General features: G+C 67.8%; 24 protein-coding genes and 1 tRNA gene. 6 read left to right on the top strand and 19 right to left on the bottom strand.

Annotated features, from left to right (window positions below):
- Positions 1 to 14: 14 nt before the first annotated feature.
- The 3 genes from PX653_RS03980 to ybiA form a co-directional block, all read right to left on the bottom strand.
- Positions 15 to 977, bottom strand: a complete 963-nt coding sequence (locus PX653_RS03980; protein WP_277416628.1) for a chemotaxis protein — start codon at positions 975 to 977, stop codon at positions 15 to 17.
- Between the two features lie 229 nt (positions 978 to 1,206).
- A tRNA-Gly gene (locus PX653_RS03975) sits at positions 1,207 to 1,282 on the bottom strand.
- Between the two features lie 203 nt (positions 1,283 to 1,485).
- Positions 1,486 to 1,983, bottom strand: coding sequence for a riboflavin biosynthesis intermediates N-glycosidase (ybiA, locus tag PX653_RS03970; protein WP_277416627.1), 498 nt, complete (start codon positions 1,981 to 1,983; stop codon positions 1,486 to 1,488).
- A gap of 93 nt (positions 1,984 to 2,076) precedes the next feature.
- Here ybiA and PX653_RS03965 point away from each other — a divergent pair, with 93 nt between their 5' ends.
- From PX653_RS03965 to PX653_RS03945, 5 genes are all read left to right on the top strand, one after another.
- On the top strand, positions 2,077 to 3,720 hold the full coding sequence (locus PX653_RS03965; RefSeq protein ID WP_277416626.1) for a Na+/H+ antiporter: 1,644 nt from the start codon (positions 2,077 to 2,079) through the stop codon (positions 3,718 to 3,720).
- Between the two features lie 18 nt (positions 3,721 to 3,738).
- Positions 3,739 to 4,815, top strand: a complete 1,077-nt coding sequence (locus PX653_RS03960; protein WP_277416625.1) for a sensor histidine kinase — start codon at positions 3,739 to 3,741, stop codon at positions 4,813 to 4,815.
- Positions 4,803 to 5,537, top strand: a complete 735-nt coding sequence (locus tag PX653_RS03955; RefSeq protein ID WP_277416624.1) for a LytR/AlgR family response regulator transcription factor — start codon at positions 4,803 to 4,805, stop codon at positions 5,535 to 5,537. Before PX653_RS03960 ends, PX653_RS03955 begins: the two co-directional genes overlap by 13 nt.
- On the top strand, positions 5,534 to 5,932 hold the full coding sequence (gene arfB / locus PX653_RS03950) for an alternative ribosome rescue aminoacyl-tRNA hydrolase ArfB (protein ID WP_277416623.1): 399 nt from the start codon (positions 5,534 to 5,536) through the stop codon (positions 5,930 to 5,932). The genes PX653_RS03955 and arfB overlap by 4 nt, the downstream gene beginning before the upstream one ends.
- A gap of 132 nt (positions 5,933 to 6,064) precedes the next feature.
- The gene (locus PX653_RS03945) at positions 6,065 to 7,330 is read left to right on the top strand and encodes an acyltransferase family protein (protein ID WP_277416622.1); all 1,266 of its coding nucleotides are present in this window, start codon (positions 6,065 to 6,067) and stop codon (positions 7,328 to 7,330) included.
- 5 nt (positions 7,331 to 7,335) lie between these two features.
- On the opposite strand, the gene PX653_RS03940 is transcribed toward PX653_RS03945, so the two are convergent.
- From PX653_RS03940 to PX653_RS03925, 4 genes are all read right to left on the bottom strand, one after another.
- Entirely contained in the window at positions 7,336 to 8,205 is an 870-nt protein-coding gene (locus PX653_RS03940) for an IS3 family transposase (RefSeq protein WP_277413450.1), read from the bottom strand.
- Positions 8,202 to 8,549 carry a transposase gene (locus tag PX653_RS03935; RefSeq protein WP_277416621.1) on the bottom strand — a complete coding sequence of 116 codons (348 nt, stop codon included), beginning with the start codon at positions 8,547 to 8,549 and terminating at the stop codon, positions 8,202 to 8,204. The genes PX653_RS03940 and PX653_RS03935 overlap by 4 nt, the downstream gene beginning before the upstream one ends.
- A 110-nt stretch (positions 8,550 to 8,659) precedes the next feature.
- On the bottom strand, positions 8,660 to 9,589 hold the full coding sequence (locus tag PX653_RS03930) for a GGDEF domain-containing protein (RefSeq protein ID WP_277416620.1): 930 nt from the start codon (positions 9,587 to 9,589) through the stop codon (positions 8,660 to 8,662).
- Between the two features lie 70 nt (positions 9,590 to 9,659).
- Complete coding sequence (locus PX653_RS03925) at positions 9,660 to 12,071, bottom strand: penicillin acylase family protein (protein ID WP_277416619.1); 2,412 nt, start codon at positions 12,069 to 12,071, stop codon at positions 9,660 to 9,662.
- 114 nt (positions 12,072 to 12,185) lie between these two features.
- On the opposite strand from PX653_RS03925, the gene PX653_RS03920 reads away from it, so the two are divergent.
- The gene (locus PX653_RS03920; protein WP_307730983.1) at positions 12,186 to 12,770 is read left to right on the top strand and encodes a GAF domain-containing protein; all 585 of its coding nucleotides are present in this window, start codon (positions 12,186 to 12,188) and stop codon (positions 12,768 to 12,770) included.
- Positions 12,771 to 12,826: 56 nt separating this feature from the next.
- On the opposite strand, the gene PX653_RS03915 is transcribed toward PX653_RS03920, so the two are convergent.
- The 12 genes from PX653_RS03915 to PX653_RS03860 form a co-directional block, all read right to left on the bottom strand.
- On the bottom strand, positions 12,827 to 13,723 hold the full coding sequence (locus tag PX653_RS03915) for a pyridoxamine 5'-phosphate oxidase family protein (RefSeq protein ID WP_277416618.1): 897 nt from the start codon (positions 13,721 to 13,723) through the stop codon (positions 12,827 to 12,829).
- Between the two features lie 3 nt (positions 13,724 to 13,726).
- Positions 13,727 to 14,335 (bottom strand): glutathione S-transferase family protein, encoded by a 609-nt coding sequence (locus PX653_RS03910; RefSeq protein ID WP_277416617.1) that lies wholly within the window; start codon positions 14,333 to 14,335, stop codon positions 13,727 to 13,729.
- 172 nt (positions 14,336 to 14,507) lie between these two features.
- Complete coding sequence (locus PX653_RS03905) at positions 14,508 to 14,966, bottom strand: FKBP-type peptidyl-prolyl cis-trans isomerase (protein ID WP_277416616.1); 459 nt, start codon at positions 14,964 to 14,966, stop codon at positions 14,508 to 14,510.
- A gap of 65 nt (positions 14,967 to 15,031) precedes the next feature.
- Entirely contained in the window at positions 15,032 to 16,519 is a 1,488-nt protein-coding gene (locus tag PX653_RS03900; RefSeq protein ID WP_277416615.1) for a PAS domain-containing sensor histidine kinase, read from the bottom strand.
- A 67-nt stretch (positions 16,520 to 16,586) separates the two neighbouring features.
- Positions 16,587 to 17,729 carry an esterase-like activity of phytase family protein gene (locus tag PX653_RS03895; RefSeq protein ID WP_277416614.1) on the bottom strand — a complete coding sequence of 381 codons (1,143 nt, stop codon included), beginning with the start codon at positions 17,727 to 17,729 and terminating at the stop codon, positions 16,587 to 16,589.
- Between the two features lie 57 nt (positions 17,730 to 17,786).
- Complete coding sequence (locus tag PX653_RS03890) at positions 17,787 to 19,073, bottom strand: DUF3422 family protein (RefSeq protein WP_277416613.1); 1,287 nt, start codon at positions 19,071 to 19,073, stop codon at positions 17,787 to 17,789.
- Positions 19,074 to 19,097: 24 nt separating this feature from the next.
- Positions 19,098 to 20,039: a LysR family transcriptional regulator gene (locus tag PX653_RS03885; protein WP_277416612.1), complete on the bottom strand. Its 942-nt coding sequence runs from the start codon at positions 20,037 to 20,039 to the stop codon at positions 19,098 to 19,100.
- A gap of 99 nt (positions 20,040 to 20,138) precedes the next feature.
- The gene (locus PX653_RS03880; RefSeq protein WP_277416611.1) at positions 20,139 to 21,104 is read right to left on the bottom strand and encodes a glycoside hydrolase family 43 protein; all 966 of its coding nucleotides are present in this window, start codon (positions 21,102 to 21,104) and stop codon (positions 20,139 to 20,141) included.
- An 8-nt stretch (positions 21,105 to 21,112) separates the two neighbouring features.
- Entirely contained in the window at positions 21,113 to 22,096 is a 984-nt protein-coding gene (gene yjfF / locus PX653_RS03875) for a galactofuranose ABC transporter, permease protein YjfF (RefSeq protein ID WP_277416610.1), read from the bottom strand.
- Positions 22,093 to 23,172, bottom strand: a complete 1,080-nt coding sequence (locus PX653_RS03870; RefSeq protein WP_277416609.1) for an ABC transporter permease — start codon at positions 23,170 to 23,172, stop codon at positions 22,093 to 22,095. Before PX653_RS03870 ends, yjfF begins: the two co-directional genes overlap by 4 nt.
- On the bottom strand, positions 23,169 to 24,698 hold the full coding sequence (locus tag PX653_RS03865) for a sugar ABC transporter ATP-binding protein (RefSeq protein WP_277416608.1): 1,530 nt from the start codon (positions 24,696 to 24,698) through the stop codon (positions 23,169 to 23,171). The genes PX653_RS03870 and PX653_RS03865 overlap by 4 nt, the downstream gene beginning before the upstream one ends.
- The gene (locus tag PX653_RS03860) at positions 24,698 to 25,672 is read right to left on the bottom strand and encodes an ABC transporter substrate-binding protein (protein WP_277416607.1); all 975 of its coding nucleotides are present in this window, start codon (positions 25,670 to 25,672) and stop codon (positions 24,698 to 24,700) included. Before PX653_RS03860 ends, PX653_RS03865 begins: the two co-directional genes overlap by 1 nt.
- Between the last annotated feature and the right edge of the window lie 58 nt (positions 25,673 to 25,730).

Genomic DNA, 25,730 nt, shown 5'->3' with positions numbered 1-25,730 from the left:
GGGGAGCTTGCCGCTTACGCCGGCTTGTGCAGCACGCGGCGGATGGTCTCGGCCAGGTCTTCCGCGACGAACTTCGCCACGTAGGCATCCGCGCCCACGCCCTTGACGTGGTCTTCGTTGGTCTTGCCCGACAGCGAAGAGTGGATCACCACCGGGATCTTCGAGAAGCGCGGGTCCTGCTTGACCTTGCGGGTCAGCGTGAAGCCGTCCATCTCCGGCATTTCCAGGTCGGTCAGCACCAGGGCGACGCGGTCCTCGATGGCGATGCCCTCGGCCTTGCAGCCCTCGGCGATGCTGTTGAGCTTATCCCACGCTTCCTTGCCAGACTTCGTCATGACGAATGGCGCGTTCATCGCTTGCAAGCCCTGCTCGATCAGGTTGCGGGCCACGACGGAGTCGTCGGCCGCCAGGATGAAGCTGCCCTGCTTGAGCGCCAGCTTCGGACCGATCGATTCCGGATCGACGTCCTTGCCTTCCGCCGGCACCATGCGGCGCAGGATCGTTTCCACGTCCAGCACCTGCGCCAGGCGCGTGCCGCTCGTGTCGCCGTCCAGGCGGGCGATCGACGTCACCATGCCCGTCGCGTTGCTGCCTTCGGCCGTCAGCACCTGGCTCCAGTCCAGGCGCACGATCTCGTCCACCGACTCCACCGCGAACGCCTGCGTGGTGCGGGCGAATTCGGTGACCAGCATGATGTTCAGGCCCGTCTTCGGCGTGACGCCGACGATCGCCGGCAGGTCCATCACCGGGATGATCTGTCCGCGCAGGTTGACGACACCCAGCATGTGCGGCTGCGAGCCGGCCACCGCCGTCACGGGCGGCATCGCCACGATCTCGCGGATCTTGAACACATTGATGCCGTACAGTTCCGAGTGCTCGCCGTTGGCGTCGGCACCCAGGCGGAACAGCAGGAGCTCGAATTTGTTGGTGTTGGTAAGGTTGGTGCGTTCGTCGATTTCCTGTTGTACGCTTTTCATTGCTAATCCCCGATCTCAAATCTCTGCCGCGCCATGCGGAACGTTGGGCCAGTATAGGCGAGAAATTCCGTCGAACCGCCATTCCTGAACTTAATGGCAAGGCTCGGCAGTGGCGGAAAACAACACCGATGACAAATATAAAACGATGGCGGAAAAACCGGCGCGTCGATGCGGCCCAACAATGAAAAGAACAATGAAAAAAGACGCCCGCGGGCGTCTTTTTGAATTCTGGAGCGGGAGAAGAGTCTCGAACTCTCGACCTCAACCTTGGCAAGGTTGCGCTCTACCAACTGAGCTACTCCCGCAGAAGAGGCATGATTATGACAGAACCGTTTCAAAAACACCAGAGTCCGTACGTCGGTTTTCCTTGCACTTCCGTGCCCGGCGGCGCACTGCCGGCTGGAAGTGTCTGATTCCGTTGGGAATCAACAGCTGGCGCGCTATCCGCTCATCGGTATTACGGCGCGCATGCCTGTGGCACCACCCACCTCGAAGGAGCAGCACATGGTCACCATCCAGTATGTCCTGGTCGAGCCGGGCTCGCTGCCGCTCCTTGGTACCGGTTTGTTGGGGATGGCGCTGTTGCAGCGCAGGTGGGTGGCGCGCCGAGCATGTTGAGGCCACTACCGTCGCCGCCGTGGGCCCAATAACGGTCGTTGCGCGTGTGCTCGACCAGCGCGGCGCCATGCGTTGACAACAAGATCGCCAACAAGTCAGTGTGCTGGGTGAACTTGGCATGCAGCGCCTCGCGCATGACCTCGTCGCGCGCGCTATCCCAGTCGTTCCGGAATGACCGCCGGCGCTCGCGCCCCATCTGCGCCGCGAGGAACGGCGTCGGCGCGGAGCGCACCGCATCGACGTCCGTGCGCTTGGTGAATTTTGCCGCCTGAAAGTAGTGCTCGCTGGTGGGCCATGTGACGCCGCCGATGACGATGGGATGGCGCGAGAAATTGGAGAAGCAGCCGTACGGCTTGTCGGTTTCGTAGAACAGGATCGCAGCGCACATGATCGTCGATAGGGGTGTCGCACAAGAGCCGGACGGTAACACACCACCCTCCCCTATAATTCCCCTGCTCACAACCCGATACAACAAGGCAGGATGGATTCGATCGAAATCGTTTTGGCAATGCTGCTGGCCGTCGTCGCCAGCGCCTATCTCGTGCGCGTATTGCCGCTGGCCGTGCCGCTGCCTCTCGTGCAGATCGGCCTGGGCGCCGTCATCGCCGGCTTTACGGGCCATGGCGTGCAGATGGACCCGGCCCTGTTCTTCCTGCTGTTCCTGCCGCCGCTGTTGTTCCTGGACGGCTGGCGCATTCCCAAAAGCGGCCTGTTTCGCGACAAGGCCATCATCCTCGAGCTGGCGCTGGGCCTCGTCATCTTCACCGTCGTCGGGGCCGGCTTCCTGATCCACTGGCTGATTCCGGCGATGCCGCTGCCCGTCGCCTTCGCGCTGGCCGCGATCGTCTCGCCCACCGACCCCGTCGCCGTGTCGTCGATCGCGTCGCGCGCGCCGATCCCGAAACGCCTGATGCACATCCTGGAAGGCGAATCGCTGCTGAACGATGCCAGCGGCCTGGTGTGCTTCCGCTTCGCCGTCGCCGCCGCGATGACCGGTGCCTTCTCGCTGACCAAGGCCTCGCTGACCTTCGTCTGGCTCGTCGCCGGCGGCATCGGCGCCGGCGTGCTGACGGTGCTGGCCATCACGTGGGTGCAGCGCTTCCTGTTCCGCCGCTTCGGCGAGCCGGCCGGCTCGCCCATCCTCGTCAACCTGCTGATGCCGTTCGGCGCCTACCTGGCCGCCGAGCACCTGCATGCTTCCGGCATCCTGGCCGCCGTGGCGGCCGGCGTCACGATGAGTTATGTCGAGCTGTCCGGCCAGGTCATGGCCAACACGCGCATCCAGCGGTCGGCCGTGTGGGACACGGTGCAGTTCGCGCTGAACGGCGTCATGTTCGTGCTGCTGGGCGAGCAGCTGCCCGACATCATGGAAGGCGCCCGCGTCTCGCTCAGCCAGAGCGGCCATGTCAACGCGTGGTGGCTGGTACTGTACGCGTTCGCCATTTCGTTCGGCCTGATGACGCTGCGCTTCCTGTGGGTCTGGACGGCGCTGCGCATCACCCTGTACCGCAAGACCCGGCGCGGCGAGGCCGTGCGCCAGCCGCCGCTGCGGGTGCTGCTGGCGATGTCGCTGGCCGGCGTGCGCGGCGCCATCACATTGGCCGGCGTGATGACGCTGCCCCTGGCCCTGCCCGGCGGCGCGCCGTTCCCCGCGCGCGACCTGACGATCTTCCTGGCCAGCACCGTGATCCTGATCTCCCTGGTGGCCGCCAGCATCGGCTTGCCGCGCCTGCTGGGCGGCCTGCACTTCCCGGAGGAGCCGGCCGAGCAGCAGGAGGAAGACCTGGCCCGGCGCGAGGCGGCCAGCGCGGCGATCGCCGCCGTCGAGCGGGCCCAGATGGAGTTGATGCACAAGGGCGACGAGTGCGACATGTACCCGGAGGCGGCCGGCCGCGTCATCGCGCTGTACCAGCACCGCCTGGACACCACCGGCACCGGCGACGACGAGGAAGCGGCCGCGCGCCACCGCCAGCTCGACATGGCCGAACGGGCGCTGCGCCTGGCCGCCCTGCAGGCCGAACGCCGCACCATCTTCAACCTGGCGCGCCACGAGCACATCTCCGACGAGATCTCGCGCAAGCTGGTGCGCGAGATCGACCTCGTCGAAGCGCGCCACAAGGCCTGAACGGGAAGCCTACCTGCGATGAGCGAGACCAGCACCCCGCCCCGCTCCCTGCGCCTGCTGGTGGGCGCAGCGTGGGGACTGTTCTGGCTCATGATGACGACGACCGCCGTGCAGGACTACCTGCGCGACGGCGGCCGCCAGCTGTGGCAACCCGTGCTGTGGGAAGGCTCGTCGCTGCTGGTGGCGACCGTGCTGCTGCTGGCCCAGCGCCGCTGCACGCGCCGCCACGACGCGCTGGTGGCGACGCCGCGGCGCTGGTTCCTCGTCCAGCTGCCCTGGCTGTTCGTGTTCTGGCTGGCGTTCGTGCCGCTGGCCTTCGGCATCCGCCACGGCGTGTATGCGCTGGCCGGGCAGGAATACCGGCACGATCCCTGGCCGCAGACGTTTTTCTACGAAGACGTGCGCATCACGGTGTTCTTCTCGCTGTTCGTTCTCGTCACGTTCGGCCTGCTGTCCTGGCAGGCCATGATCGATGCGAAGCTGCGCGCCGAACGCACGGCGGGCCTGCTGCGCGACGCGCAACTGCGCCAGCTGACGCAACAGATGCAGCCGCACTTCCTGTTCAATGCGTTGAATACCGTGTCGGCCCTGATGCACGAGGACGTGCAGCGCGCCGACACGTTATTGGTGCGCCTGGCCGACGTCCTGCGCGCCACGCTGGACGGTGGCCAGCGCCAGCAAGTGCCGCTGGCCGACGAACTGCGCCTGCTGCGCGGCTACGCCGACCTGATGATGGCCCGGCATGAAGACCGTGTCACGCTGGCGTGGGACATCGGCGCTGGCCTGGATGCCTGCCCGGTACCGTTCATGTGCCTGCAGCCGCTGCTGGAAAACGTGTTCCGCCACACCGTGGAGCGGCGCCGCGGCCACGTCGCCATCGTGATCTCGGCGCTGCGCGCGGGCGAGCGGCTGGCACTGGCCGTGCAGGACGATGCCGGCCAATTGGCCGACGCGGCTACGGACGGTACCGGCATCGCCTTGCGCAACCTGCGCGACCGGCTGGCCGGCCTGCACGGCACGGCGGCGACGCTGGCCTTGACCCAGCTGGCGCCCGCCGGCGTGCTGGCGCGGATAGAGCTGCCATGCGGGTCCTGATCGTCGACGACGAACGGCCGGCACGGGCCCGGCTGCGCCAGTTGCTGGCCGCGCAGCCGGGCATCGCGGCGCTGGCCGAAGCGCGCGACGGCGTCGAGGCGCTGGAGGTCGCGGCCGCATTCCGGCCGGACGTCGTCTTCCTCGACATCCAGATGCCGGAAGTGAACGGCCTGGAGGCTGCCGCCGCGCTGGCGGCGACCTTGCCGGCGCCCGCCCCGCTGGTCGTCTTCGTCACGGCCTACGACACCTATGCGCTGGACGCCTTCGAGGCCTGCGCGGTCGATTACCTGCTCAAGCCCTGCGACGGCAACCGCCTGGCACGCACGCTGGAACGCCTGCAAGGCCGCCTGCGCGAACGGGCAAACCTGGCGCCGGCCGGGCTGGCGCAACTGCTGGTCGGCGAACGGGGGGCCACGCGGGTCGTGCGCACAGGCGACATCCTGTGGCTGGAGACCGCCGACAACTACGTCGTGCTGCACACGGCGGCCGGCGCACCGCTGCTGCGGCACACGCTGGCCGCCCTGCTGCCCCAACTGGGGCCGGGGTTCATGCGCTGCCACCGCCGGGCGGCGGTGCAACTGGCCTGCGTCGAGCGGATCGCCACCAACGACAAGGGCGACGGCAGCGTGCTGCTGCACGGCGGTACGCAAGCCCCGCTGAGCCGGCAGTACCGGACGGCGTTGCTGGCGGCGCTTGCGCCGCCGCGTACAATGCCGCCATGAGTACCGTCATCGACCCCGCCGACATCGAATTCACCGCCATCCGCGCCCAGGGCCCGGGCGGGCAGAACGTCAATAAAGTGTCGTGCGCCGTGCACGCCCGCTTCGACATCGGCGCCTCGCAACTGCCGGAAGCCGTCAAGGCACGCCTGTTGGCATTGCGCGACAGCCGCATCACGGACGCGGGCGTGCTGGTCATCAAGGCGCAGGCGTCGCGCAGCCTGGAACAGAACAAGGCCGATGCGCTGCAGCGGCTGCAGGCACTGGTGGATGCCGCCGCCGACGTGCCGCCACCGCGGCGCGCCACCCGGCCCACCCGCGCGTCGCAGCGGCGCCGGCTCGATGCGAAGACCCGCAGCGGCCAGGTCAAGGCGCTGCGCGGCAAGGTGACGGACTGACAGCGGGCAACCGACAAGTCAAGCAGTGACGCCGGCTCGCCCCGGCCGTCCCCCGGCCCGCCCCATGCCGCTGGCGCCGCCGGTAGGCCCGGCCTAAGCTGGCTCATCGTCCATTACCGAGGGCCCGCCATCGTGACCACCGCCGTGCATTCCGCCAGCCGCCTGTATTTCCTCGACTGGTTGCGCATCGCCGCGTTCTTCCTGCTGATCCTGTACCACACGGGCATGTACTACGTGACATGGGACTGGCACGTGAAGAGCCCGTATGCCAGTGCCGCCATCGAGCCCCTGATGCTGCTGTCGTCGCCCTGGCGCATGTCGCTGCTGTTCCTGATCGGCGGGGCGGCATCGGGCTTCCTGCTGGCGAAGCTGGCGCGCGGGCGGTTCCTGCGCGAGAGGAGCCGGCGCCTGCTGCTGCCGCTGCTGTTCGGCATGCTGGTCATCGTTCCGCCACAGTCCTATTGCGAGGTGATCGAGAAGCTCGGGTATGCGGGCAGCTATGCCGACTTCATGCGCCTGTACGTGTCGGCCTACCACGGCTTCTGCCGCGGCGACGACTGCCTCGACCTGCCCACCTGGAACCACCTGTGGTTCCTGGCCTACCTGTGGGCCTACACGGTCGTGCTGGCATTGCTCGCGTTCCTGGCCGGCACTCAGCGGCTGGACCGTGCGGGCGAGCGCCTGGCGAGCCTGCTGGCGGGCCCGCGTGCCCTGCTGCTGCCCGCCGCCTACCTGGCACTGGCCCGGATTGCGCTGAAGCCGTATTTCGAGGAGACCCACGCGCTGGTGGACGACTGGTACAACCACGCCGTCTACCTGCCGCTGTTCCTGGCCGGCGTGCTGCTGGCGGCGCGGCAGCGCTTCTGGGCCGAACTGGAACGGTTGCGCTGGCACGCGCTCGCCATCGCGCTGGCCGGCTGGGCGCTGCTGGTGTGCCTGTACTCCTTGCCGGAAGCAGCCTATGGCTGGCGTGGCTTTGGCTTGCTGGCCGCCGGCGTGCGCAGCCCGTTCCAGTGGTGCGCGATCGTCGCACTGTGCGGCTTCGCGCGGCGCCACCTGGACGCCGACAGCGCCGCTCGCCGCTACCTGACCCTGGCCGTGTACCCGGTCTACATCGTGCACCAGACCTTGATCGTCGGGATGGCGATGCTGCTGAAACCCGTGCGGATGGCGCCCGGGCCGGAAGGGGCCGTGCTGGTGGTGCTGACGTTGACGTTCAGCCTCGGTATTTTCGAGCTGGTGCGGCGGGTGCCGGGGGTGCGGGCGTTGTTCGGGATCGCCGCACGGCAAGGTTCGGGGTCTGTCCCCGCAGCGGGACCGACCCCGGTTTCGATCGGAAAAGATGCGCTGGCTGACGATAAAAACCGGGGTCAGTCTGAGGTAGCCCGGATTCTGTAGCCAGTTCAATTAAGAATTAAGAACTCTTTTTCGACCTCAACGGGGCTGAGATATTTCAGCGTTTGGTGAGGTCGCCGTGCATTGTAGTACAGCTCGATGTAGTCCGATATCGCGGCGATTGCCTCAGCCCTTGTTGGATAGATCTCATGGCGTGTCAGCTCGTTCTTGAGCGTGGAAAACCAGCTCTCTGCTACGGCATTGTCATGACAGTTGCCCCGGCGGCTCATGCTGGCCTTGAGGCCACGCTCGTCAAGCACTCGCCGATAGGGTTTGGAGCCGTATACCGAACCCTGATCTGTATGGCAGACGAGGCCTGGCCCTGGCTGACGCTGGGCGTAAGCCATCCGTAATGCGCCGATTGGCAGCGAGGCATCCTGGCACTGGTTCATGGCCCATCCAACGATCCGACGTGCAAACAGATCGAGAACGATGGCCAAGTGCAGCCAGCCTTCACGGGTATGGATGGTCGTGATGTCGCTGACCCAGACCTTGTTCGGTGCCTTCACGGTAAAGCATCGCTTGAGCAAATCAGGTGCTGGCGGTTCCGTGTGTTGATGGGCGTGCATGACGCGAAATTTGGCCTTGCGTTTGGCCTCGATCGATTCAAGCTTACGCAGTCGAGCCACCTGATGCTTGCTGCAATTGACGCCTTTGGCGTTCAGCACGCGCCACGTCTTGACAGCCCCGAGAGCATGACGATGCGAGTCATGCAGGCTCCGGATCTGTTCCCGCAATGCCAGGTCTTCCTGGCTGGGCATGACGGTGCCGCGACGTCGACGGAAAGCATAGTAGCTGCCGCACTTAACCCCTAGCACACGACAAAGCGAACGCACAGGAAAGTGCTCGCGCTGCTCTTCAATACAGGCGTACTTCAACGCTTTAGCCGCGTGAAGGACGCCTGCAACTTTTTTAGGATTTCAAAATCTTCCTTCAGTCTACTGAGTTCGCGCTTAACCAGTACGAGCTCGCTTTGCTCGCTGGCAGGCTTGCGCCCCCGGCTGCCGAAACTCGCTTCTGGTCCATTTTGCTCGATCGCCTTAGCCCATTTGTAGAGCTGATTGCGACGTATGCCAAGTTCGATAGCGAGCGCTTCCGCAGTCTGGCCGCTGCTCTTCAGGCGCGCCACCGCAGCAAGTTTGAACTCTTTAGTGTAGACAGAACGATGCTTCGGCTGGGCGTCAGCATCCTTCACAGGGGTTTTTTCTGGTTTCGTAGTCATAGGGCCTCTGGAACGTATTGTCCCCTATTTAGCCTGACTACAAAACCCGGGATACCTCAGTCCCTGTGCAGGGACAGACCCCAAGCCTCCGAAGCCGCGGGAACGTCAGGCTAATTGAGCACCTTGCGGCTGCGCTTGGCCCGGTACATCTCCGCATCGGCCATCGCGAATGCTTCCTCAAGGTCGTAGCCGGCCTTGCGCATTGCCATGCCCAGCGACGCCCGCACGTCGGACCCGGCCAGCGCTTCCTGCACGCGCAGCAGCATGGCCTGGGCATCGAAGTAGTCGCATTCCACCATCAGCATGCCGAATTCGTCGTCGCCCAGGCGCGCCACCACGTCCGAGCCGCGCGTGACGCCCTCCAGGGCGCGGGCGGTGCGCATCAGCAGCGCGTCGCCCGAGGCGCTGCCCTGGGCGTCGTTGATGAACTTGAGGTCGTCCAGGTCGATCGAGACGACGCAGGCCGAATGGCCATAGCGGCTGCAGCGTTCCTCCTCGCGCTGCAGCAGCATGTCCCAGCCGCGCCGGTTGTACAGGCCCGTCAGGCCGTCACGCGTGGCGTCCGCCCCGACCCGCTCGGCCTGGCGCACGGCGTCGCCTGCGTTCAGCTCCCCGTTCAACACCGCGCTGAGCAGGTCGGCCAGCAGCGTCACGGTATCGAGTTCTTCGCGGATGGTCTTGTCGCGCGGTTGCGGGTCGAGCCCCACCAGGGTGCCGAACAGCGAGCCGTCGGTGCGGTGCAGCGGCACGCCCACGTAGGCGCCGATGCCCAGCTGGCGCGCCAGCGGCGCTTCCGCGTAGGCCGCTACGTCCGTGGTGGACGGGGCGATGTTGGGGCCGTGACCCAGCACCATGCGCGAGCAGATGGTATCGGTCCAGCGGAATGCCTGGCCCGCCTTGATGCCGTAGCCGGCATCGTCCGCGAACAGGACGATCCAGTCGTCGCCCTCCGTGCGCGTGACCATCCAGAGCTTGAAACCCAGCCGGTGGCGCAGGTAGGACATCGTGGCCTGGGCCGCCGTGGCGAAATCGTTGATCATGCCTGCCTCTCCCGTCGTGACGACTATGCGTGGCAATTATGCACCCTTTTGCGGAACGGGCGGGCGCGCATCACGGCATGAAAGCCAGGGTGTGCTCGACGGGGCCGGGCAGCAGCGGCGTCGGCGTGCCCGCCACCCACTCGGCGTGGCCGGCCAGGAAGTATGGCGACAGCGGATGGCCGCTCTGGCCGCCCGGCATATTGAACACGCCCTGCTCTTCCTTGCCCGGCGACACCGTCAGCCGCTGGGATTGACCGTACGTGCGGCCTGACACGCGCGGCATGTGGTTGTCCCCCGGCAGCGGATCGGCCGGGGCGCTCAGCCATTGGCGCAGCGCCGGCACGGCCTGGGCGAGCGGGTGGGCGATCGCGGCGCGGTTGCGCGCGCCCCAGGTGGCGTCGCGCAGGGCCGTGCCGTCCGCCTCCAGGTCGGCCACGGTGCGGTCCAGCGCGGCCAGCTGCAGCGCGCGCCAGCTGTCGTACTGGCGCGGCAGCCAGCCGGCCGGCTGCTCGTCCAGCAGCCGGGCCACCACTTCCGGCCAGCGCCGTTCCGCCGCGGCAGCGCCGGCGCCGGATGCCAGCGCCTGCATCGGCACATTGGCACCGCCGTACAGCAATTCGTACAGCGACCACATGAACCCGCGCGCGATGCGGTAGCCCGCCGCATCGGGGCTGGCGCGGCCCGTCCAGTTCTCGCGCAGCAGCCGGGCCGCTTCCGCCCGTTTCGGCTGGCCCGCCAGCGCCGCCTGGTCCAGCACGGCCAGCGCGCGGTCGCGCCAGCCCGCCATGTACAGCGCACGGTCGTCCAGCATGACGCCGTACACGGCCCGTTCGTCCGTGTGCGGCCCCAGCGCGGTCAACGCATCGCGGGCCTGGCGCGTGCGCGCGCCCAGGTCGAAGCCGCCGTCGCCCAGCAAGGCGGCGCCGGCACCGGCCAGCTGGCGGCTGTTGGCGGTGACCAGCTGGCCGCCGGCCGGATTGACCACGCGCGGATATTCGGCCGGGGCCAGCCAGCCCTGCCAGCCCGCCGCGCCATCCGCCAGCGGGAACGTGGCATCGGTCGGGCCATCACCCTTGCCAGTGCGGCGCGGCAGCGGCCCGGCGATCGTCCAGCCGATGTTGCCGGCGGCGTCGCCGGCCACGAAGTTCTGCGCCGGGATGCCGGCCGTGCTGGCAATCGCCAGCGCCTCGTCCAGCGTGTTGGCGCCTTCCAGCTTGCGCAGGTTGACATTCACGAGCGCGGTCTCATGGGCGATCCAGTGCACCGCGTAGGTGCGCCCGCCCGCCTCCATCAGCGGTCCGAGGGACGTGTCGCGCACCTTCAGCGTTTCGGCCGGCGCGTCCTTGACGAGGATCGTCTCGGCATGTTCGACGATCTTCTCCCATTGGCCGTTCAACCGCACCTGGCCCGGGTGGGCGGCATCGAGCTGCGCCGTCACCAGGTCCTGATAGTCGCCATAGCTGTTGGTGAAGGCCCACGCCACGTGGCCGTTGGTGCCGACAATGATGAACGGCGCACCGGGCAGGCTGACGCCGACCAGGCGGCGCGTGCTGCCGTTGCCGTCCGGGACCTGCAGCAGCGCGCGGTACCACGTGTTGGGCAGCTTGATCCCCAGGTGCATGTCGTCGGAAACGATGGCGCCGCCGCCCTGGCTGCGCCCACCGGCGACGGCCCAGTTGTTGCTTCCGATCGACGAGACCGTGTCGTCCAGCGCCAGCAGCGCCGGGTCGGACGGGGCCGCCTTGCCCCACCACGCCGGCGCCCGGTCCGGCACGGGCGCCTTGGCCAGTGCGATGTCGGCAGCGTCCAGCGGCGCATCCCAGCGGCTGGCGGTGGGCAGCAGGAACGCCAGCTGCGCCGGGTCCGCGTGTTCGCGCAGCCAGCCGCGCGACAGCTCGCGCGCGGTGGCATTGCCTTGCAGGTCCAGGTACATCGCGAAGATGGCGAGCAACGTGTCGTGCGCCGACCAGGCGCGCGGCTGCATGCGCAGCAGGCCGTATTCGAAGGGCCGCGTGCCCAGGGCATTGAGGCCGTCGTTGACGCCGGCCGTGTAGCGTTCCAGCAGTTGGCGGTCTGCGGGGGGCAGCGTCAGCCAGGCCGTCGCGGCGCGGGCGCGGAAACGGTGCAGGCGGTGGGCGCGGTCCAGCGGCAACGCCTTGGCGCCAAACAGCTCGGCCAGCTCGCCCGCCGCCATGCGGCGCAGCAGGTCCATCTGGAAGAAGCGGTCCTGCGCGTGCACGAATCCGGTGGCGTAGGCGACATCCTCGCGGTGGTTGCCGGCGATCGAGGGCACGCCGCGGGCGTCGCGCGCGACACTGACGACGCCATGCAGGCCGGCTACGGTGCGGCGGCCGTCCAGCAGCGGCAGGCTGCCCCGCAGGAAGTACCAGGCCGTCAGGAAGACGAGCGCCAGCAGCAGCGACAGGCCGACCACGATCCGCCTGGCCCATCGGCGCGCGCCACCCCCATCACCTCTTCGCATCCGTCTCTCCGCATTGTTGACATGCGGCGCATCTTGCCAGAAATCCAACGAGAACGGAGCAAAAAAAGTGTAAGCTGGCGCGCCCGAGATGCCTGGAGTAAAGTAGCGTCAACCATGACCAACCGCGGGCCTGCCGCCACCACTGACTTTCATGTTGACACCATCGCTACCGGACAACGAAGGCGCACGCCTGGCGGCGCTGCACACCCTGCTGTTGCTGGCACGCCGCCGGACCAGCGCTTCAACCAGTTCGTGGAATTCGCCGCGCGCGAATACCAGGTGCCCATCGCGCTGATCACCCTGCTCGACGCCGACCGCCAGTGGTTCAAGGCCAGCGTCGGCATGGGCGGCACGTGCCAGACCAGCCGCGACATCTCGTTCTGCGGCCACACGATCCTGCGCAGCGAGGTCATGGTGGTGCCGGACGCCAAGGCCGACCCGCGCTTCCACGACAACCCGCTGGTGGACGGCCCGCCGCATATCCGCTTCCACGCCGGTGCGCCGCTGATCCTGTCGACCGGCTACGCGCTGGGCAGCCTGTGCATCATCGACACGCGGCCGCGCGACCCGGCCACGCTGGGCCTGTCGATGCTGGCCATGCTGCGCCACCTGGCGATGCGCCAGCTGGAGCCGCTGGCCGCGGCCGGCGACGTCGAAGCGGCGCTGGCCCGGCGCGTCTACGCCGGCTCCGCCAGCTGACCTACCGCTGAGCCCGTGTCCCACCGCGGGGTCAGTCACCGGAATGGGACACGGGCTCAGCGGTCTTGCCAGCGCAGCGGCAGCGCGCCGGCCCGCCGCACGATGCGCCGCGGCGTGAAACGCCACAGCCGTTCCGCGCCCGGCAATCCCCCGTCCGCCAGCACCACTGCCGCGTCTCCGCTCAGCTGCAGCAGGTCGCCGCTGGCGAAATCAACGAAGACCAGGCCGGCGCGGCCGTTCAGCAGCAGGTTGCCCAGGGTGTTGAAGAAGCGGTTGCCCGGGTAATCCGGGACCGTCAAGATGCCGTCCGGCGCGACCTGGACGAAGCCCGCGGCACCGCCCCGGTGCGAGACGTCCACGCGCCGCCCGGCCGCCGTGTCGCTCGCAATGTCCGCATAAGTGGCCACGAACAGCGTGGCCGCCGTGCCGATCCACGCCCGCTCCTCCGGCCCCAGGGCCGACAGTTCCTGCGCCGGTACCGGATGGGCCGGGGCCGGCGACCAGTGCCGCACCTGGATATATTGGGGGCAGTTGCCGAACGATTCCTGCACGTCCAGCACGTAGCCGCCATCGGTTGCGCGCAGCGTGCCGTTGACGCGGTTGCGCCGGCGCGTGTGCAGCTCGATGCCCAGCAGGCCGACGGCCGCGCCGTCCGCCATGCCAGCCTGCGCGGGATCGGCCGGTTCGGGCCGAAGATCGATGCGCAGCGTGCGCGGGTCGGGCGAGGCCAGGAAGCCGGGCGGCCCGGCGCGCAGGGTGGCCCAGGCATCGCCGCTGGCATCCACGCTGCCCAGCACGACGAACGGCAGCTGGGCAAAGAACGCGCGGTGCTGGTCGGGCATGTAGGGCCGCACGACCTTGCGGCCCACTTCGTCCATGCGCTGTTCCAGCCCCACGGTGCGTTGCAGCGCCCGTTCGCCGTCGTGCCACGGCGATGGCAGCGGGCCGTCCATGATCTAGGCCGCCAGCCCGACCGGGGTACGGCCGAACGGCGCGAAGCCGGGCAGTGCCTCGATGCGTTCCAGCCAGGCGCGCACGTTGGGATACGGTACCAGGTCGACGTTGCCCTCGGGCGCCCGCGCGGCATAGCTGTACAGCGAGATGTCGGCGATCGTCGGCGTATCGAGCGCGATCCATTCGCGTCCGGTGAGCTGCGCCTCCATCAGCGCCAGGATGCGATGCGCGCGCGCCACCAGCGGCGCCATGTCGTCGGCGCGCCCGAACAACTGCACGATGCGGGCCGCCGCCATGCCGAAGGCGACGTCGCCCGCCGCCACCGACAGCCAGCGCTGCACGGCCGCCTCGGCCAGCGGCGCCGCCGGCAACCATTCGGGCGCATAACGGCGCGCCAGGTAGACGAGGATCGCGTTCGAATCGGGGATGACGTGGCCGCCGTCCTCCAGCACGGGAACCTGGCCGAACGGATTGAGCGCGAGGAACGGCGGCGCCTTGTGCTCGCCGCGCGTCAGGTCCACCAGCACCAGCTGGTGCGGCAGGCCCAGGATGGACAGGAAGTTCTGCACGCGATGGGCGTGGCCGGAGATCGGATGGTAGTGCAGTTTCATGGCTGTTCCTTGATGGTGGAAGGTGCAGCCATTGTCCCGCTTTCGCCAGCCTACCGGAATGGCCGGGCCGGGCAATACATTATTCCGGCTGGCGCAACAATCCCGCGCCCGCTCGGTAAAACGGTGACTGTCACCCATTCTTGAAAAGGGTGACTGTCACCGTTTTTGCAGCTTACTGCACGTCCAGCAGCTCGACCTCGAAGATCAGGTTGGCGTTGGGCGGGATCGGGCCGGCGCCGCTGGCGCCGTAGCCCATGGCGGCGGGCACGATCAAGGTGCGCCTGCCCCCCACCTTCATGCCCTGCACGCCTTGGTCCCAGCCCGGAATGACCTGGCCGGCGCCAAGGCGGAAGCTGAACGGGTCACGGCCGCGCGAGGAGTCGAACTGGGCCCCATGCTGCTGGTCCGCGTTGGGCGCGTACAGCCAGCCCGTGTAGTGGACGACGGCGGTGCTGCCGGCCAGTGCTTCCTTGCCGGTGCCCGGCACGGTATCGATTTTCTGCAGCGCGACCGGCGTCGCATCGGCCGGTTTCGGCGCTTCGGCACGGTTGCAGCCGGCCAAGGTCAGGCTGAGGGCCACGCCCAAGCCCAGGCTCAGGCCCAAGATGCCGCGGTGGATCAGTTTTTTCATCTGGTTCCTTCATGAGTGGAGTGCCGCCGCAGCATACAGGGCGCCGCGCCGCCTGCCAATGCCCGTCAGGGCGGCGCCGCGCGCGCCGGCAGGCGCAAGGTGAACGTGCTGCCCTCGCCGCCGGCGCTGCGCACGGCGATGACAGCGCCGATCAACGCGGCCAGCCGCTCGCTCAGGTGCAGGCCCAGCCCCGTGCCCTCGAACTGCCGCGTGGTGCCCTGGTCCAGCTGCGTGAAGGGCCGGAACAGCAGCGCCAGGTGGTCCGGCGCGATGCCGATGCCCGTGTCCACCACGTCGACGACAATGGTGTCGTCGGACTCGCTGCGCGCCTGCAGCACTACGCTGCCCTGCTCCGTAAACTTGATGGCGTTGTTCAGCAGGTTGATGACGATCTGCTGCACCGCGCGCCGGTCCGTCGTGACGGGCATCGGCCGCGCCGGCAACCGCACCTCCAGTGCCAGTCCTTTCTGGCGCGCCAGCGGCGCGAACATCGCGGCCACGCCCTCCAGCACGGCGCTGCAGTCGAACGACTCGATGTGCAGGTCGACCTTGCCGGAGGCGATCTTGGTGATGTCGAGGATATCGTTGATGAGCGACAGCAGGTGGCGCGCGCTGGACTGGATCGTGCGCAGCTGGTGCGCCTGGTCGGCGTTGACGGGGCCCGGCAATTGCATCAGCAGCGTGCCCGTAAAGCCGATGATGGCATTCAGGGGCGTGCGCAGCTCGTGCGACATGCTGGACAGGAACTGGTCCTTCGCCAGGCTGGCCGCCGCCAGCTCCGCGTTCTTCTCCTGCAGCGCCAGCTCGATGCGCTTGCGCTCGCCGATGTCGCGGATCGCGCTCATCACCAGCACGCCGTCGTCGACCGGCACGGGCGACAAGCTGATCTCGACGGGGAATTCGTCGCCGCTGGCGCGCTGGCCATACAGTTCGCGGCCGAATCCCATCGGCCGCACCTTCGGTGCCAGCGCGTAGGCGACGCGCTGCGCCACGTGGGGCCCGCGGTAGCGCGCCGGCATCAGCAATTCCAGCGGCTTGCCCCGCAGCGCCCCGTGCCCATAGCCGAACAGGGCCTCGGCCTGGCTGTTCGCCAGCACGATGCGACCGGCCGCGTTGGCCATCACGATCGCGTCCGGCAGCAGCTCGACGAGCGCGCCGAAGCGCGCCGCCGCCATGGCCGCGTCGCGCGTCACCTTCAGCGCCGTCACGTCCTTCTTGCTCCACAGGATGTGGCGCACGACGCCGTCCGGATCACGGATCGCCTTGCTGGAGCTGTCGATATAGAGCAGCGTGCCGTCCTTGGCGCGGCGCATCGATTCGTAGTTCGCCGCCCCCTGGTCCAGGGTGGCCTGGATGACGGCCAGCTCCGCCGCCACCATCCCGGGGGGCACGATCAGCTGCGCCAGCGTTAGACCTAGCGCCTCGGCCGCGGTGTAGCCGAACACCGCTTCGGCACCCCGTGTCCAGTGCAGCACGACGCCTTCCGGGGTCGTGACCACCAGCGCGTCCGGCGTTTCATCCAGGATCAGTTGGCCGAAATCGGGAGTGCTCATTGGGCCTGCCTTGCAATATGTACGCATGCAGCTTACCGCGCCGGGCGCGATCGGCGCGCCCCGTTTGCTATGGCAGTACTTCGAACAACATCACCTGCGTCACCTGCGAGGCGCTGAAGTTGTCGTCGGCGACCAATACCAGCGTGGCGTGGCCATTGGCCAGGCGCGGGCCCCAGGACATGCCTTCTATGTTGTCGACGCGGGGCAGCGCCAGCGTGTCCAGGTCCAGCACCAGGCGCTTGCGGGCCGGCACCACCATGGCGCCGGCAAGCGCCGGCAGCGCGGCCACGTCGGTGGCGCCCGTCACGTCGGCCTCGTACAGGCGGATATGGTTGCGGTAGGCCCCATCAGCACCCTGCACCGCCGCCCGTTCCAGCACCAGCAGTTTATCCTGGCCGGAAGCGAGGATTTCGGCGATGCCCGTTTCGGCCGCCTTGCCGGGTCCCGGTGGCGCGGGAATCGGGTCGGCCGGATAGGCCACCTGGCGCAGCACCTTGCCGGCACGGTCCAGCTGGACCATGCGGCACAGCGCACCGCTCGCCACCGACGGCACGGGGCCGTCCTGGTACAGCGGCGCCTCCAGCGCGATCCACAGGCTGGCGCCATCGGGCGCGAACGACAGGCTTTCCAGGTTCAGGTTGTTGCGCGCGCCAGTGCGGCCGTCGCGCGAGATGCGCAGCAGCGGCGGCAACGGCAACTCGCCCAGCAAGGTGCCGTCGCTGCGCGCATGCCGCACCAGCGGATCGAGGCCGAAGCGGCCATCGCCCTCGCTGGTGTACCAGATGCTGCCGTCAAGGGGGTCGAAGCGGATCGATTCCAGGTCCAGCACCGTGCCGCCGTCGGTGGCGAAATGGCCCACGTCCGGATGGGGACTGCCGTCGGCCTGGCGCAGCGCGTGCGTCCCGGTGAGCTCCACCGGGCCGAGCGCGGCGCCGCTTACCGCCAGGCGCGCCGTGTAGAAGCGCGCGGCCTGCAGGTTGGAGCGGTCGTCGCTGACGATGATCCAGGTGGCCCTGGCCGGGTCGTAGTCGATGCCGGACAGCCCGCCGACGGTGGTGCCGGCATACGCCAGCTTGGGCGCGATACGCTGCTCGCCGATGAACCGCAATGTGCCGACCGCATGGCGGTCGCCGCCGTGCACCGGGGTGGCGCAGCCGCACAACAGGCCGGCCAGGGCCATGGTGCCCGCCAGCATGCTCAAACTCTTCATGGTGACCCGATAATGTTCCGCAGACGCGGCATTATGCACGATGGGCCGCCCCCTCGCTCAGCCGTGGGCGTGCTGCAGGCGCCGGTGCATATTGCGCAGCGCCAGCCAGACCGCCGCGGCCACCAGCGGCACCGCCGCGCCGATCACGGCATCCGGATTGACGGGCCAGCCCAGGCCCTTGGCACCCTTGACGCCGTAGCCGATCAGGCCCACCACGTAGTACGAGATCGCCGCCACCGACAGGCCTTCCACCGCCTGCTGCAGGCGCAGTTGCTGCGCGGCGCGGGCGTTGAGCGACTGCAGGATCTGCCGGTTCTGCGTTTCCTGCACGATGCCGACGCGGGTGCGCAGCAGGTCGTTGCTGTTGGCGATGCGGCGCGCCAGCGCGTCCTGGCGCGCCGCCACCGCCTCGCACGTGCTCATGGCCGGGGCCAGGCGCCGCTCCATGAATTCCGCCACCGTGGGCACGCCTTCGATGCGGTGCTCGCGCAGCTCGTCGATGCGGGCGTTCACCAGCCGGAAGTAGGCCTTCGAGGCCGCAAAGCGGTAGCTGTTCTCCAGCGACAGCTGCTCCAGCCGTGCGGCCAGGTGCGTGATCCGCTGCAACAGCGCCTGTTCGGTGGTGCCGTCCGACTGCACCAGCGCGGCCGTCGCCTCGGCCAGGTCCTTCTCGACCGCGTTCAGCTCCGGCACTGCGCGCTGCGCCGCCGGCAGGCCATACAGCGCCATCATGCGATACGTTTCGATCTCCAGCACGCGCTGCACCAGGCGGCCCGCCTGCTGCTCGCGCATGTCGACGTCGTTGACGACGAAGCGCGAGAAGCCATCGGCCTGGATCGCGAAATCGGAACACAGTTCGGCGCCCTGCATGACGCGGCTGGCCGCCAGCGACGTGCCCTCGAACAGCTCGTGCACGGGCGCGTGCTCGGCCACGCCGCCCTTGCGCAGGATGACGTGGGCGGCCACCAGCACGCGGCCCTGCAAGGCCAGCAGCCAGTCCTGCGGCACGTGCGCGATCGGCATGGCCTCGAAGCCGGTCGCCTCGAGCCGTTCCGCGAACGTATAGGTGGCGAACTCGGAATGCAGCTCCCACTTCAGGCGGAAGCGGCCGAAGTCGTGCTGGAAGTGGCTGGCTTCGCGTGCCGGCGCGGCCACGCCGAAGCGCGCGCACAATGCCGCCAGCAGCGCATGCTGGGCCGTCGCATTGTGGTTGCGGCCATGGCCGAACACGGCGATGTGCGACACCCGCTCGGGCGCGCGCAGTTTGAGAAAGGGACGCGAATGCAGTTCGGCGGCGAGCGGCACGCGCTGCGGGTGGTTCAGGCTGGAGAACACGAACGACATCGGCGCCCTTTCCATAGGCTTGGGTCAGTAGACTTCCTCGGCGGCGGCGCGCACGGCGCCCAGCAGCAGGTTGGCACCTGGCGACAGCAGGTGGTCGTGCTGGCGGATGATGCCGAAGGCGTCCATCTTGAACGGCAGCTCGATCGGCAGGATCGCCAGCACGTTGAGCGACTCGTAGTATCGCGCCACGTCGATCGGCATCACGTGCAGCATGTCGGTCTGCTGCAGCAGCGCCGTGATCAGGAGCAGCGCCGTCGTGTCGACGACGTTGGCGGGCGGCTCCAGGCCGGCGCGGCGGAACATCATGTCGCAACGGTGGCGCAGGATGCTGCCCTGCGGCGGCAGGATCCAGCCATGCGTGGCCAGGTCCTTCAACTGCGGCGCTTCCTTCGACAGCAGCGGATGGCCGGGCCGCGCCACCGCGCATGCCGGCTCCTCGGTCAGTTCCTCGTAGATCAGGTGCGAACTGTTGTCGCGCTCCAGGATCCGACCGATCATGAAGTCCAGCGTGCCCCGTTCCAGCATGTCCAGCAGCGTGTTGGACGACTCCAGGTGCACGCCGATGCGCAGCAGCGGCGCCTGCTGCTTGATGCGGGCAATGGCCTTGGGCAGCAGCGACATGGCGGGCGTCATGATGACACCCACCTCGACCTGCCCCACCAGGCCGGATTTGAGCGCCAGCACGTCGTCGTGGGCCAGCGACAGGCTGGTCAGCGCCATGCGCGCATGCCGGATCATCGTCTCGCCGTACAACGTGGGTTCCATGCCGCGCGGCAGCCGCTCGAACAGCTTCACGTCCAGCATCTCCTCGAGATCCTTGATCTGCTTCGACGCGGCCGGCTGCGTCATGTGCAGGACTTCGGCGGCGCGGTGGATGTTGCGCTGTTCGTCGAGCGCGATCAAGAGCAGCAGTTGGCGCGTTTTCAAGCGCGCGCGGAGAAACCAGTTCGGGTTGAGTGTATCCATCGGCAAATCATATCATTGCCGTGTCGCGTCGAACGGTGCCCGTCGCTGCGGGTACCGTTCGAGCCGGCGTTGCGGGGAGGGTGAATCAGCGGCGGTTCGTCAGCGGCAGTTCGGGCTCGGGTTGGCGGCCGGGCCTTCGGCCGTCTGCGGCACGAAGGCGATGGTGCCGTCGGCGTTGTAGGGCAGCTCCTCCACGGCGGCCGAACGGCGCCATTCGCCGCCGCCCGGCAGCTTGTCGTTGTGGTAGAAGATGTACGACTTGCCGTTGAAGTCGACGATCGCATGGTGGATCGTCTTCACCACCGCGTTCTTCTTCATGATGACGCCGCGGTAGGTCCACGGCCCCGTGGCGCTGGGTCCGGTGGCATACGCCGTCTCTTCCGGGAACTCGCGCGAGTAGCTCAGGTAGTACGTGCCCTTGTGCTTGTGCAGGTAGGCCGCTTCCGTGAAGTTGTCGATGCCCTGCGTGTGGATCGGGCCATCGAGCTCGATCATGTTCGGTTTCAGCTTGGCCCACTTCAGCACGCGGTTGCCCCAGTACAGGTAGGCCTGGCCGTCGTCGTCGATGAACACCGTCGGGTCGATGTCGTCCCACGGGATGTCCGATTCCTTCGTCATGTCGTTGGTGACGAGCGCCGTGCCGCGCGCGTCCTTGAAAGGACCCGTGGGGCTGTCCGAGACGGCCACGCCGATCGCCTTGCCGGGGTTCGTCGCATGGTCGACGGTGGCATAGAAGTAGTATTTGCCATTGCGCTTGGCGATGTCGGAGGCCCAGGCGTCGGCGCGCGCCCAGCCGAAGGTCTGGACGGACAGCGGCGCGCCGTGTTCCTTCCAGGTCTTCATGTCGCAGGTGGAGTACACGCGCCATTCCTTCATCAGGTAATCCTTGGCATCCGCCGCCGCGTCGTCCTTGCCGACGTACAGGTAGACGCGGCCGTTGTCGACCAGCGCGGCCGGATCGGCCGTGTAGATGTTCGGGAACAGCGGATTGGCGGCATGGGCAACGACGTGCGCAGCCAGGCTTGCCGCGGCCAGGGCCGCGGCAACGAGGGTCTTGTGAAACATGGAATCTCCTAGGTTGGAACGCGCGCCGACAGCAGGCGCTGCACGACGCAGAACAGGAACAGCAACGCGCCGATGACGATCTTGGTCCACCACGACGACAAGGTGCCGTCGAAGGCGATCAGGGTCTGGATCGTGCCCAGCACCAGCACGCCGGACAAAGCGCCGGCCACGTAGCCGTAGCCGCCCGACAGCAGGGTACCGCCGATGACGACGGCCGCGATGGCGTCGAGCTCCGTGCCCTGCGCATGCTGGCCATAGCCGGACAACATGTAGAACGCGAACAGCACGCCGCCCAGCGCGGCGCAGAAACCGCTGAAGCTGTACACCAGCACGCGGGTGCGGCCCACGGCCAGCCCCATCATCAGGGCCGACTGCTCGTTGCCGCCGATGGCATAGACGGCCCGGCCGAAGGCGGTGCGGCGCGAGACCCAGATCGTCACCGCGAGCAGCGCCAGCGCGACCAGCGCGCCGACCGACAGGAAGCCGCCCAGCACGGGCACTTGGACCTGCGAAATGGCGACGAACAGCGGATCGTCGATCGTGATCGATTCGATGCTGATCAGGTAGCACAGGCCGCGCGCCAGGAACATGCCGGCCAGCGTGACGATGAACGGCTGCAGCTGGAAGTAATGAATCAGTGCGCCCTGGGCGGCGCCGAACAACGCACCCAGCGCCAGCACGGCCACGATGACGACGGCCGGCGGCCACTGCGCGCTGCCCAGCAGCCAGGCCGCCACCATCGTCGTCAATGCCAGCACGGATCCGACCGACAGGTCGATCCCGCCGGACAGGATGACGATGCCCATGCCGATCGCGATCACCAGCAGGAACGCGTTGTCGATCAGCAGGTTCAGCATGACCTGCCAGGACAGGAAGCCCGGGTAGGCGGCGCCGCCGGCCAGCAGCAGTACGGCCAGCAGGATCACGGTGACGACCGAAGTGAAGTAAGGTGCCCCGGCCACGCCGCGCGCACCGGTCAGTACGGCGCTCATGCCCGCCCCTTCCAGATGTTCTTGAACCCGGCCGACTGCGACAGGCAGACGGCGAAGACGACGACCGACTTGACGACCATGTTGACCTCCGGCGGCACGCCCAGCGAATAGATCGTGTACGTCAGCGTCTGGATGATCAGCGCGCCGATCATGCTGCCCGCCAGGCTGAACTTGCCCCCCGCGAGCGACGTGCCGCCCAGCGTGACGGCCAGGATGGCGTCCAGTTCCAGCAGCAGCCCGGCGTTGTTGGCGTCCGCGCTCTTGATGTTCGAGGCGATCATCAGGCCGGCCAGGCCCGCGCAGGCCGAGCAGAACACGTAGACGAAGAAGATCAGCGTGGCGGTGCGCAGGCCGGCCAGGCGCGCCGCGACGGGATTGATGCCGACGGCCTGGATGAACAGGCCCAGTGCCGTCTTCTTCAGCAACAGGCCGACGACCAGCAACACGGCCGCCACGACCCACAAGGCGAACGGGATCCCCAGCAGGTAGCCGCTGCCCAGGAAGAAGAACGGTTGATAATAGACGGTGACGATCTGGCCGTCCGTCAGCAGTTGCGCCAGCCCGCGCCCCGCCACCATCAGGATCAGCGTGGCGACGATGGGCTGCAGCTTCAGGCCCGCGACCAGCAGGCCGTTCCAGGCGCCGCACAGGACGGCCGCGCCCATGGCGGCGGCCAGCGCCAGCGCCATCGGCGTGTTGGCGACATACTCCGGCACGCCGTTGTTGACGACCATCGTGCCGCCCACCAGCATGGCGGCCATCGTGCCGGACAGCGCGACCACGGCGCCCACCGAGATGTCGATGCCGCGCGTGGCGATCACCAGGGTCATGCCCAGCGCCGCCAGCATCAGCGGGGCGGCCCGGTTGACGATGTCGATCAGGGGACCGTACAGGTGGCCGTCGCGGATCTGCAACGTGAAGAAGCCGGGGATGAAAATAAGGTCCAGTACCAGCAGTGCGGCCAGCGCCAGCAGCGGCTTGGCCAGCGGGTGCAGCAGCAGGCTGGCGGCACTCGCCCTCGGGGCCTGCGCTGTCACCGGCGCGGGCGCCGGCGCTTTCAGAGGCGCGGCGCTCATGCCTGCTCTCCCGCGATCACCTGCAGCACGGACTGCTCGTCGAGCTCACCGCGGCGGTATTCGCCGCAGGCCTTGCGGTCGCGCATGACGACCATGCGGTCGCTGCAGCGCAGCACCTCGGGCAGCTCCGACGAGATGAACAGGATCGACAAACCCTTGCGGCACAACTTCGTTACGTAATCCATGATTTCCTGCTTGGCGCGCACGTCGATGCCGCGCGTCGGTTCATCCAGGATCAGCAGGCGCGGATCGGTGGCCAGCCACCGTGCCAGCAACACCTTCTGCTGGTTACCGCCCGACAGCGTGCCGATCGGGGTTTCGATGCTGGCCGTCTTGATGCCCAGCCATTTGACGTAGTCGGTCGCCAGTTGCTGCTGGCGTTTCAAGGGGATCGCCCGCAGCATGCCGGTCTTCGCCTGCAGTGCGAGGATCAGGTTCTCGCGCACCGACAGCGACAGGATCGCGCCCTCGTGCTTGCGGTCTTCCGAGCAGAAGCCGATGCCGGCCGCGATGGCGTCGCGCGGCGTGCCGAACACGCGCTCGCGCCCATCCATCGCGATGGCACCCGCATCGGCCTTGTCGGCACCGAACAGCAGCCGCGCCAGCTCCGTGCGGCCGGACCCCAGCAGGCCGGCCAGGCCCAGCACCTCGCCTTGGTGGATCGTCACGTCCACCGGCGCCAGCACGCCCTTGCGGGCCAGGCCGCGCGTGGCCAGCAGCGCCGCGCCATGCGTCACCGCATCCGCATGCTGCATGGCTTCAGCCGGCTCCGGCGCGGCGGGCGCGCCCACCATCTTGTTCACAAGCGCCAGGCGCGACAGCTCGCTGCAGGCGTATTCGCCTTCGCGTTCGCCGTTGCGCATCACGGTGATGCGGTCGGAAATGGCATAGGTCTGGTCGAGGAAGTGCGTAACGAACAGGATCGCCATGCCCTGCTCGCGCAGGCGGCGCAGCACGCGGAACAGCAGCTGCACTTCCGGCTCGTCCAGGCTGGACGTGGGTTCGTCCAGGATCAAGACCTTGGCCGAGATGTCCAGCGCGCGCGAGATCGCCACCATCTGCTGGATCGCCAGCGGATAGCGCGACAGCGGCGCCGTCACGTCGATGTCGATCTCCAGCTGGCGCAGCAGGGTCTGCGCATTGCGCCGCATCGTGGCCCAGTCGATGCCAAACAGCGTTTTCGGGTAGCGGCCGATGAAGATGTTTTCCGCGACCGACAGGTTGGGACACAGGTTGACTTCCTGGTAGACGGTGCTGATGCCCAGTTGCTGCGCTTCCAGCGTGGAGCGCGGACTGACGGGGCGCCCGTCCAGCAGGATCGTGCCCGCATCGGGCGTGTAGACGCCCGTCAGCACCTTGATCAGCGTGGACTTGCCGGCGCCGTTCTGGCCCATCAGCGTGTGCACCTCGCCGGGATACAAGCGCAGGCCCGCATCGGACAAGGCCTTCACACCGGGGAAGGCCTTGTGGATGCCGGCCAGCTCCAGCACCGGCCTGAGCGGGCCGGCCTTGGCTTGCGTTGCCATCAGTATTTACGGTTCGGGAATTCCTTGGCCGCCACTTCAGCCGGGAATACGCCCTCCTGGGTCACGATGCGCTTCGGTACCGGCTTGCCGGCGACGACGTCGGCCGCCGCCTGCATCAGCTGGGGACCCAGCAGCGGGCTGCATTCGACGGTGACGTTCAGCTTACCCTGCATCATGGCCTCGAACGCGCCTTTCACCCCGTCGATCGACACGATGACGATGTCCTTGCCCGGTTTCAGGCCCGCTTCCTCGATGGCCTGGATGGCGCCGATGGCCATGTCGTCGTTGTGCGCGTACAGCACGTTGATGTTCTTGCCGTGCGCCTTCAGGAAGGCTTCCATCACTTCCTTGCCCTTGGCACGGGTGAATTCGCCCGTCTGGGTGCGCAGCATCTTCAGTTGCGCATTGCCCTTGGTGACTTCCTCGAAGCCGGCCTTGCGGTCGATGGCGGGCGCGGAGCCCACGGTGCCCTGCAGCTCGACGATGTTCAGCACCTTGCCCGGATTCTTCTTCGCGTGCTCGACCAGCCAGCGGCCGGCGCGGCGGCCCTCCTCCACGAAATCGGAGCCGATCAGCGTGACATACAGCGACTTGTCCGTGACGTTGACGTCGCGGTCCGTCAGGATGACGGGGATCTTGGCGGCCTTGGCCTCGCGCAGCACCGTGTCCCAGCCCGATTCGACCACCGGGGAGAACGCGATCACGTCCACGCGCTGGGCGATGAACGAGCGGATCGCCTTGACCTGGTTTTCCTGGCGCTGCTGGGCATCGGCGAACTTCAGGTTGACGCCGGCCTTTTTCGCCGCATCCTTGATGGAGACAGTATTGGCGGTGCGCCATTCGCTTTCCGCGCCGACTTGCGAGAAGCCGATGACGAGCGGTTTCGCCGCGCTGGCGTGGAAAGCGGCGGAGGTGCCGGCCAGTACGATGGCGGCGGCGATGAGGTTCCTGCGGGTGCGGCTGAATGCGGGCATGGTAGGTCTCCTGGATTGTCTTTTTATGAATCTATATTAGGAGAAAGCATCATGTCGA

Origin of the sequence: Pseudoduganella chitinolytica, from assembly GCF_029028125.1 — a bacterium.
GTDB lineage: Bacteria > Pseudomonadota > Gammaproteobacteria > Burkholderiales > Burkholderiaceae_D > Rugamonas > Rugamonas chitinolytica.
The sequence above is the reverse complement of the archived record's forward strand: the minus strand, read 5'-3'. Positions and strand labels throughout refer to the sequence as shown.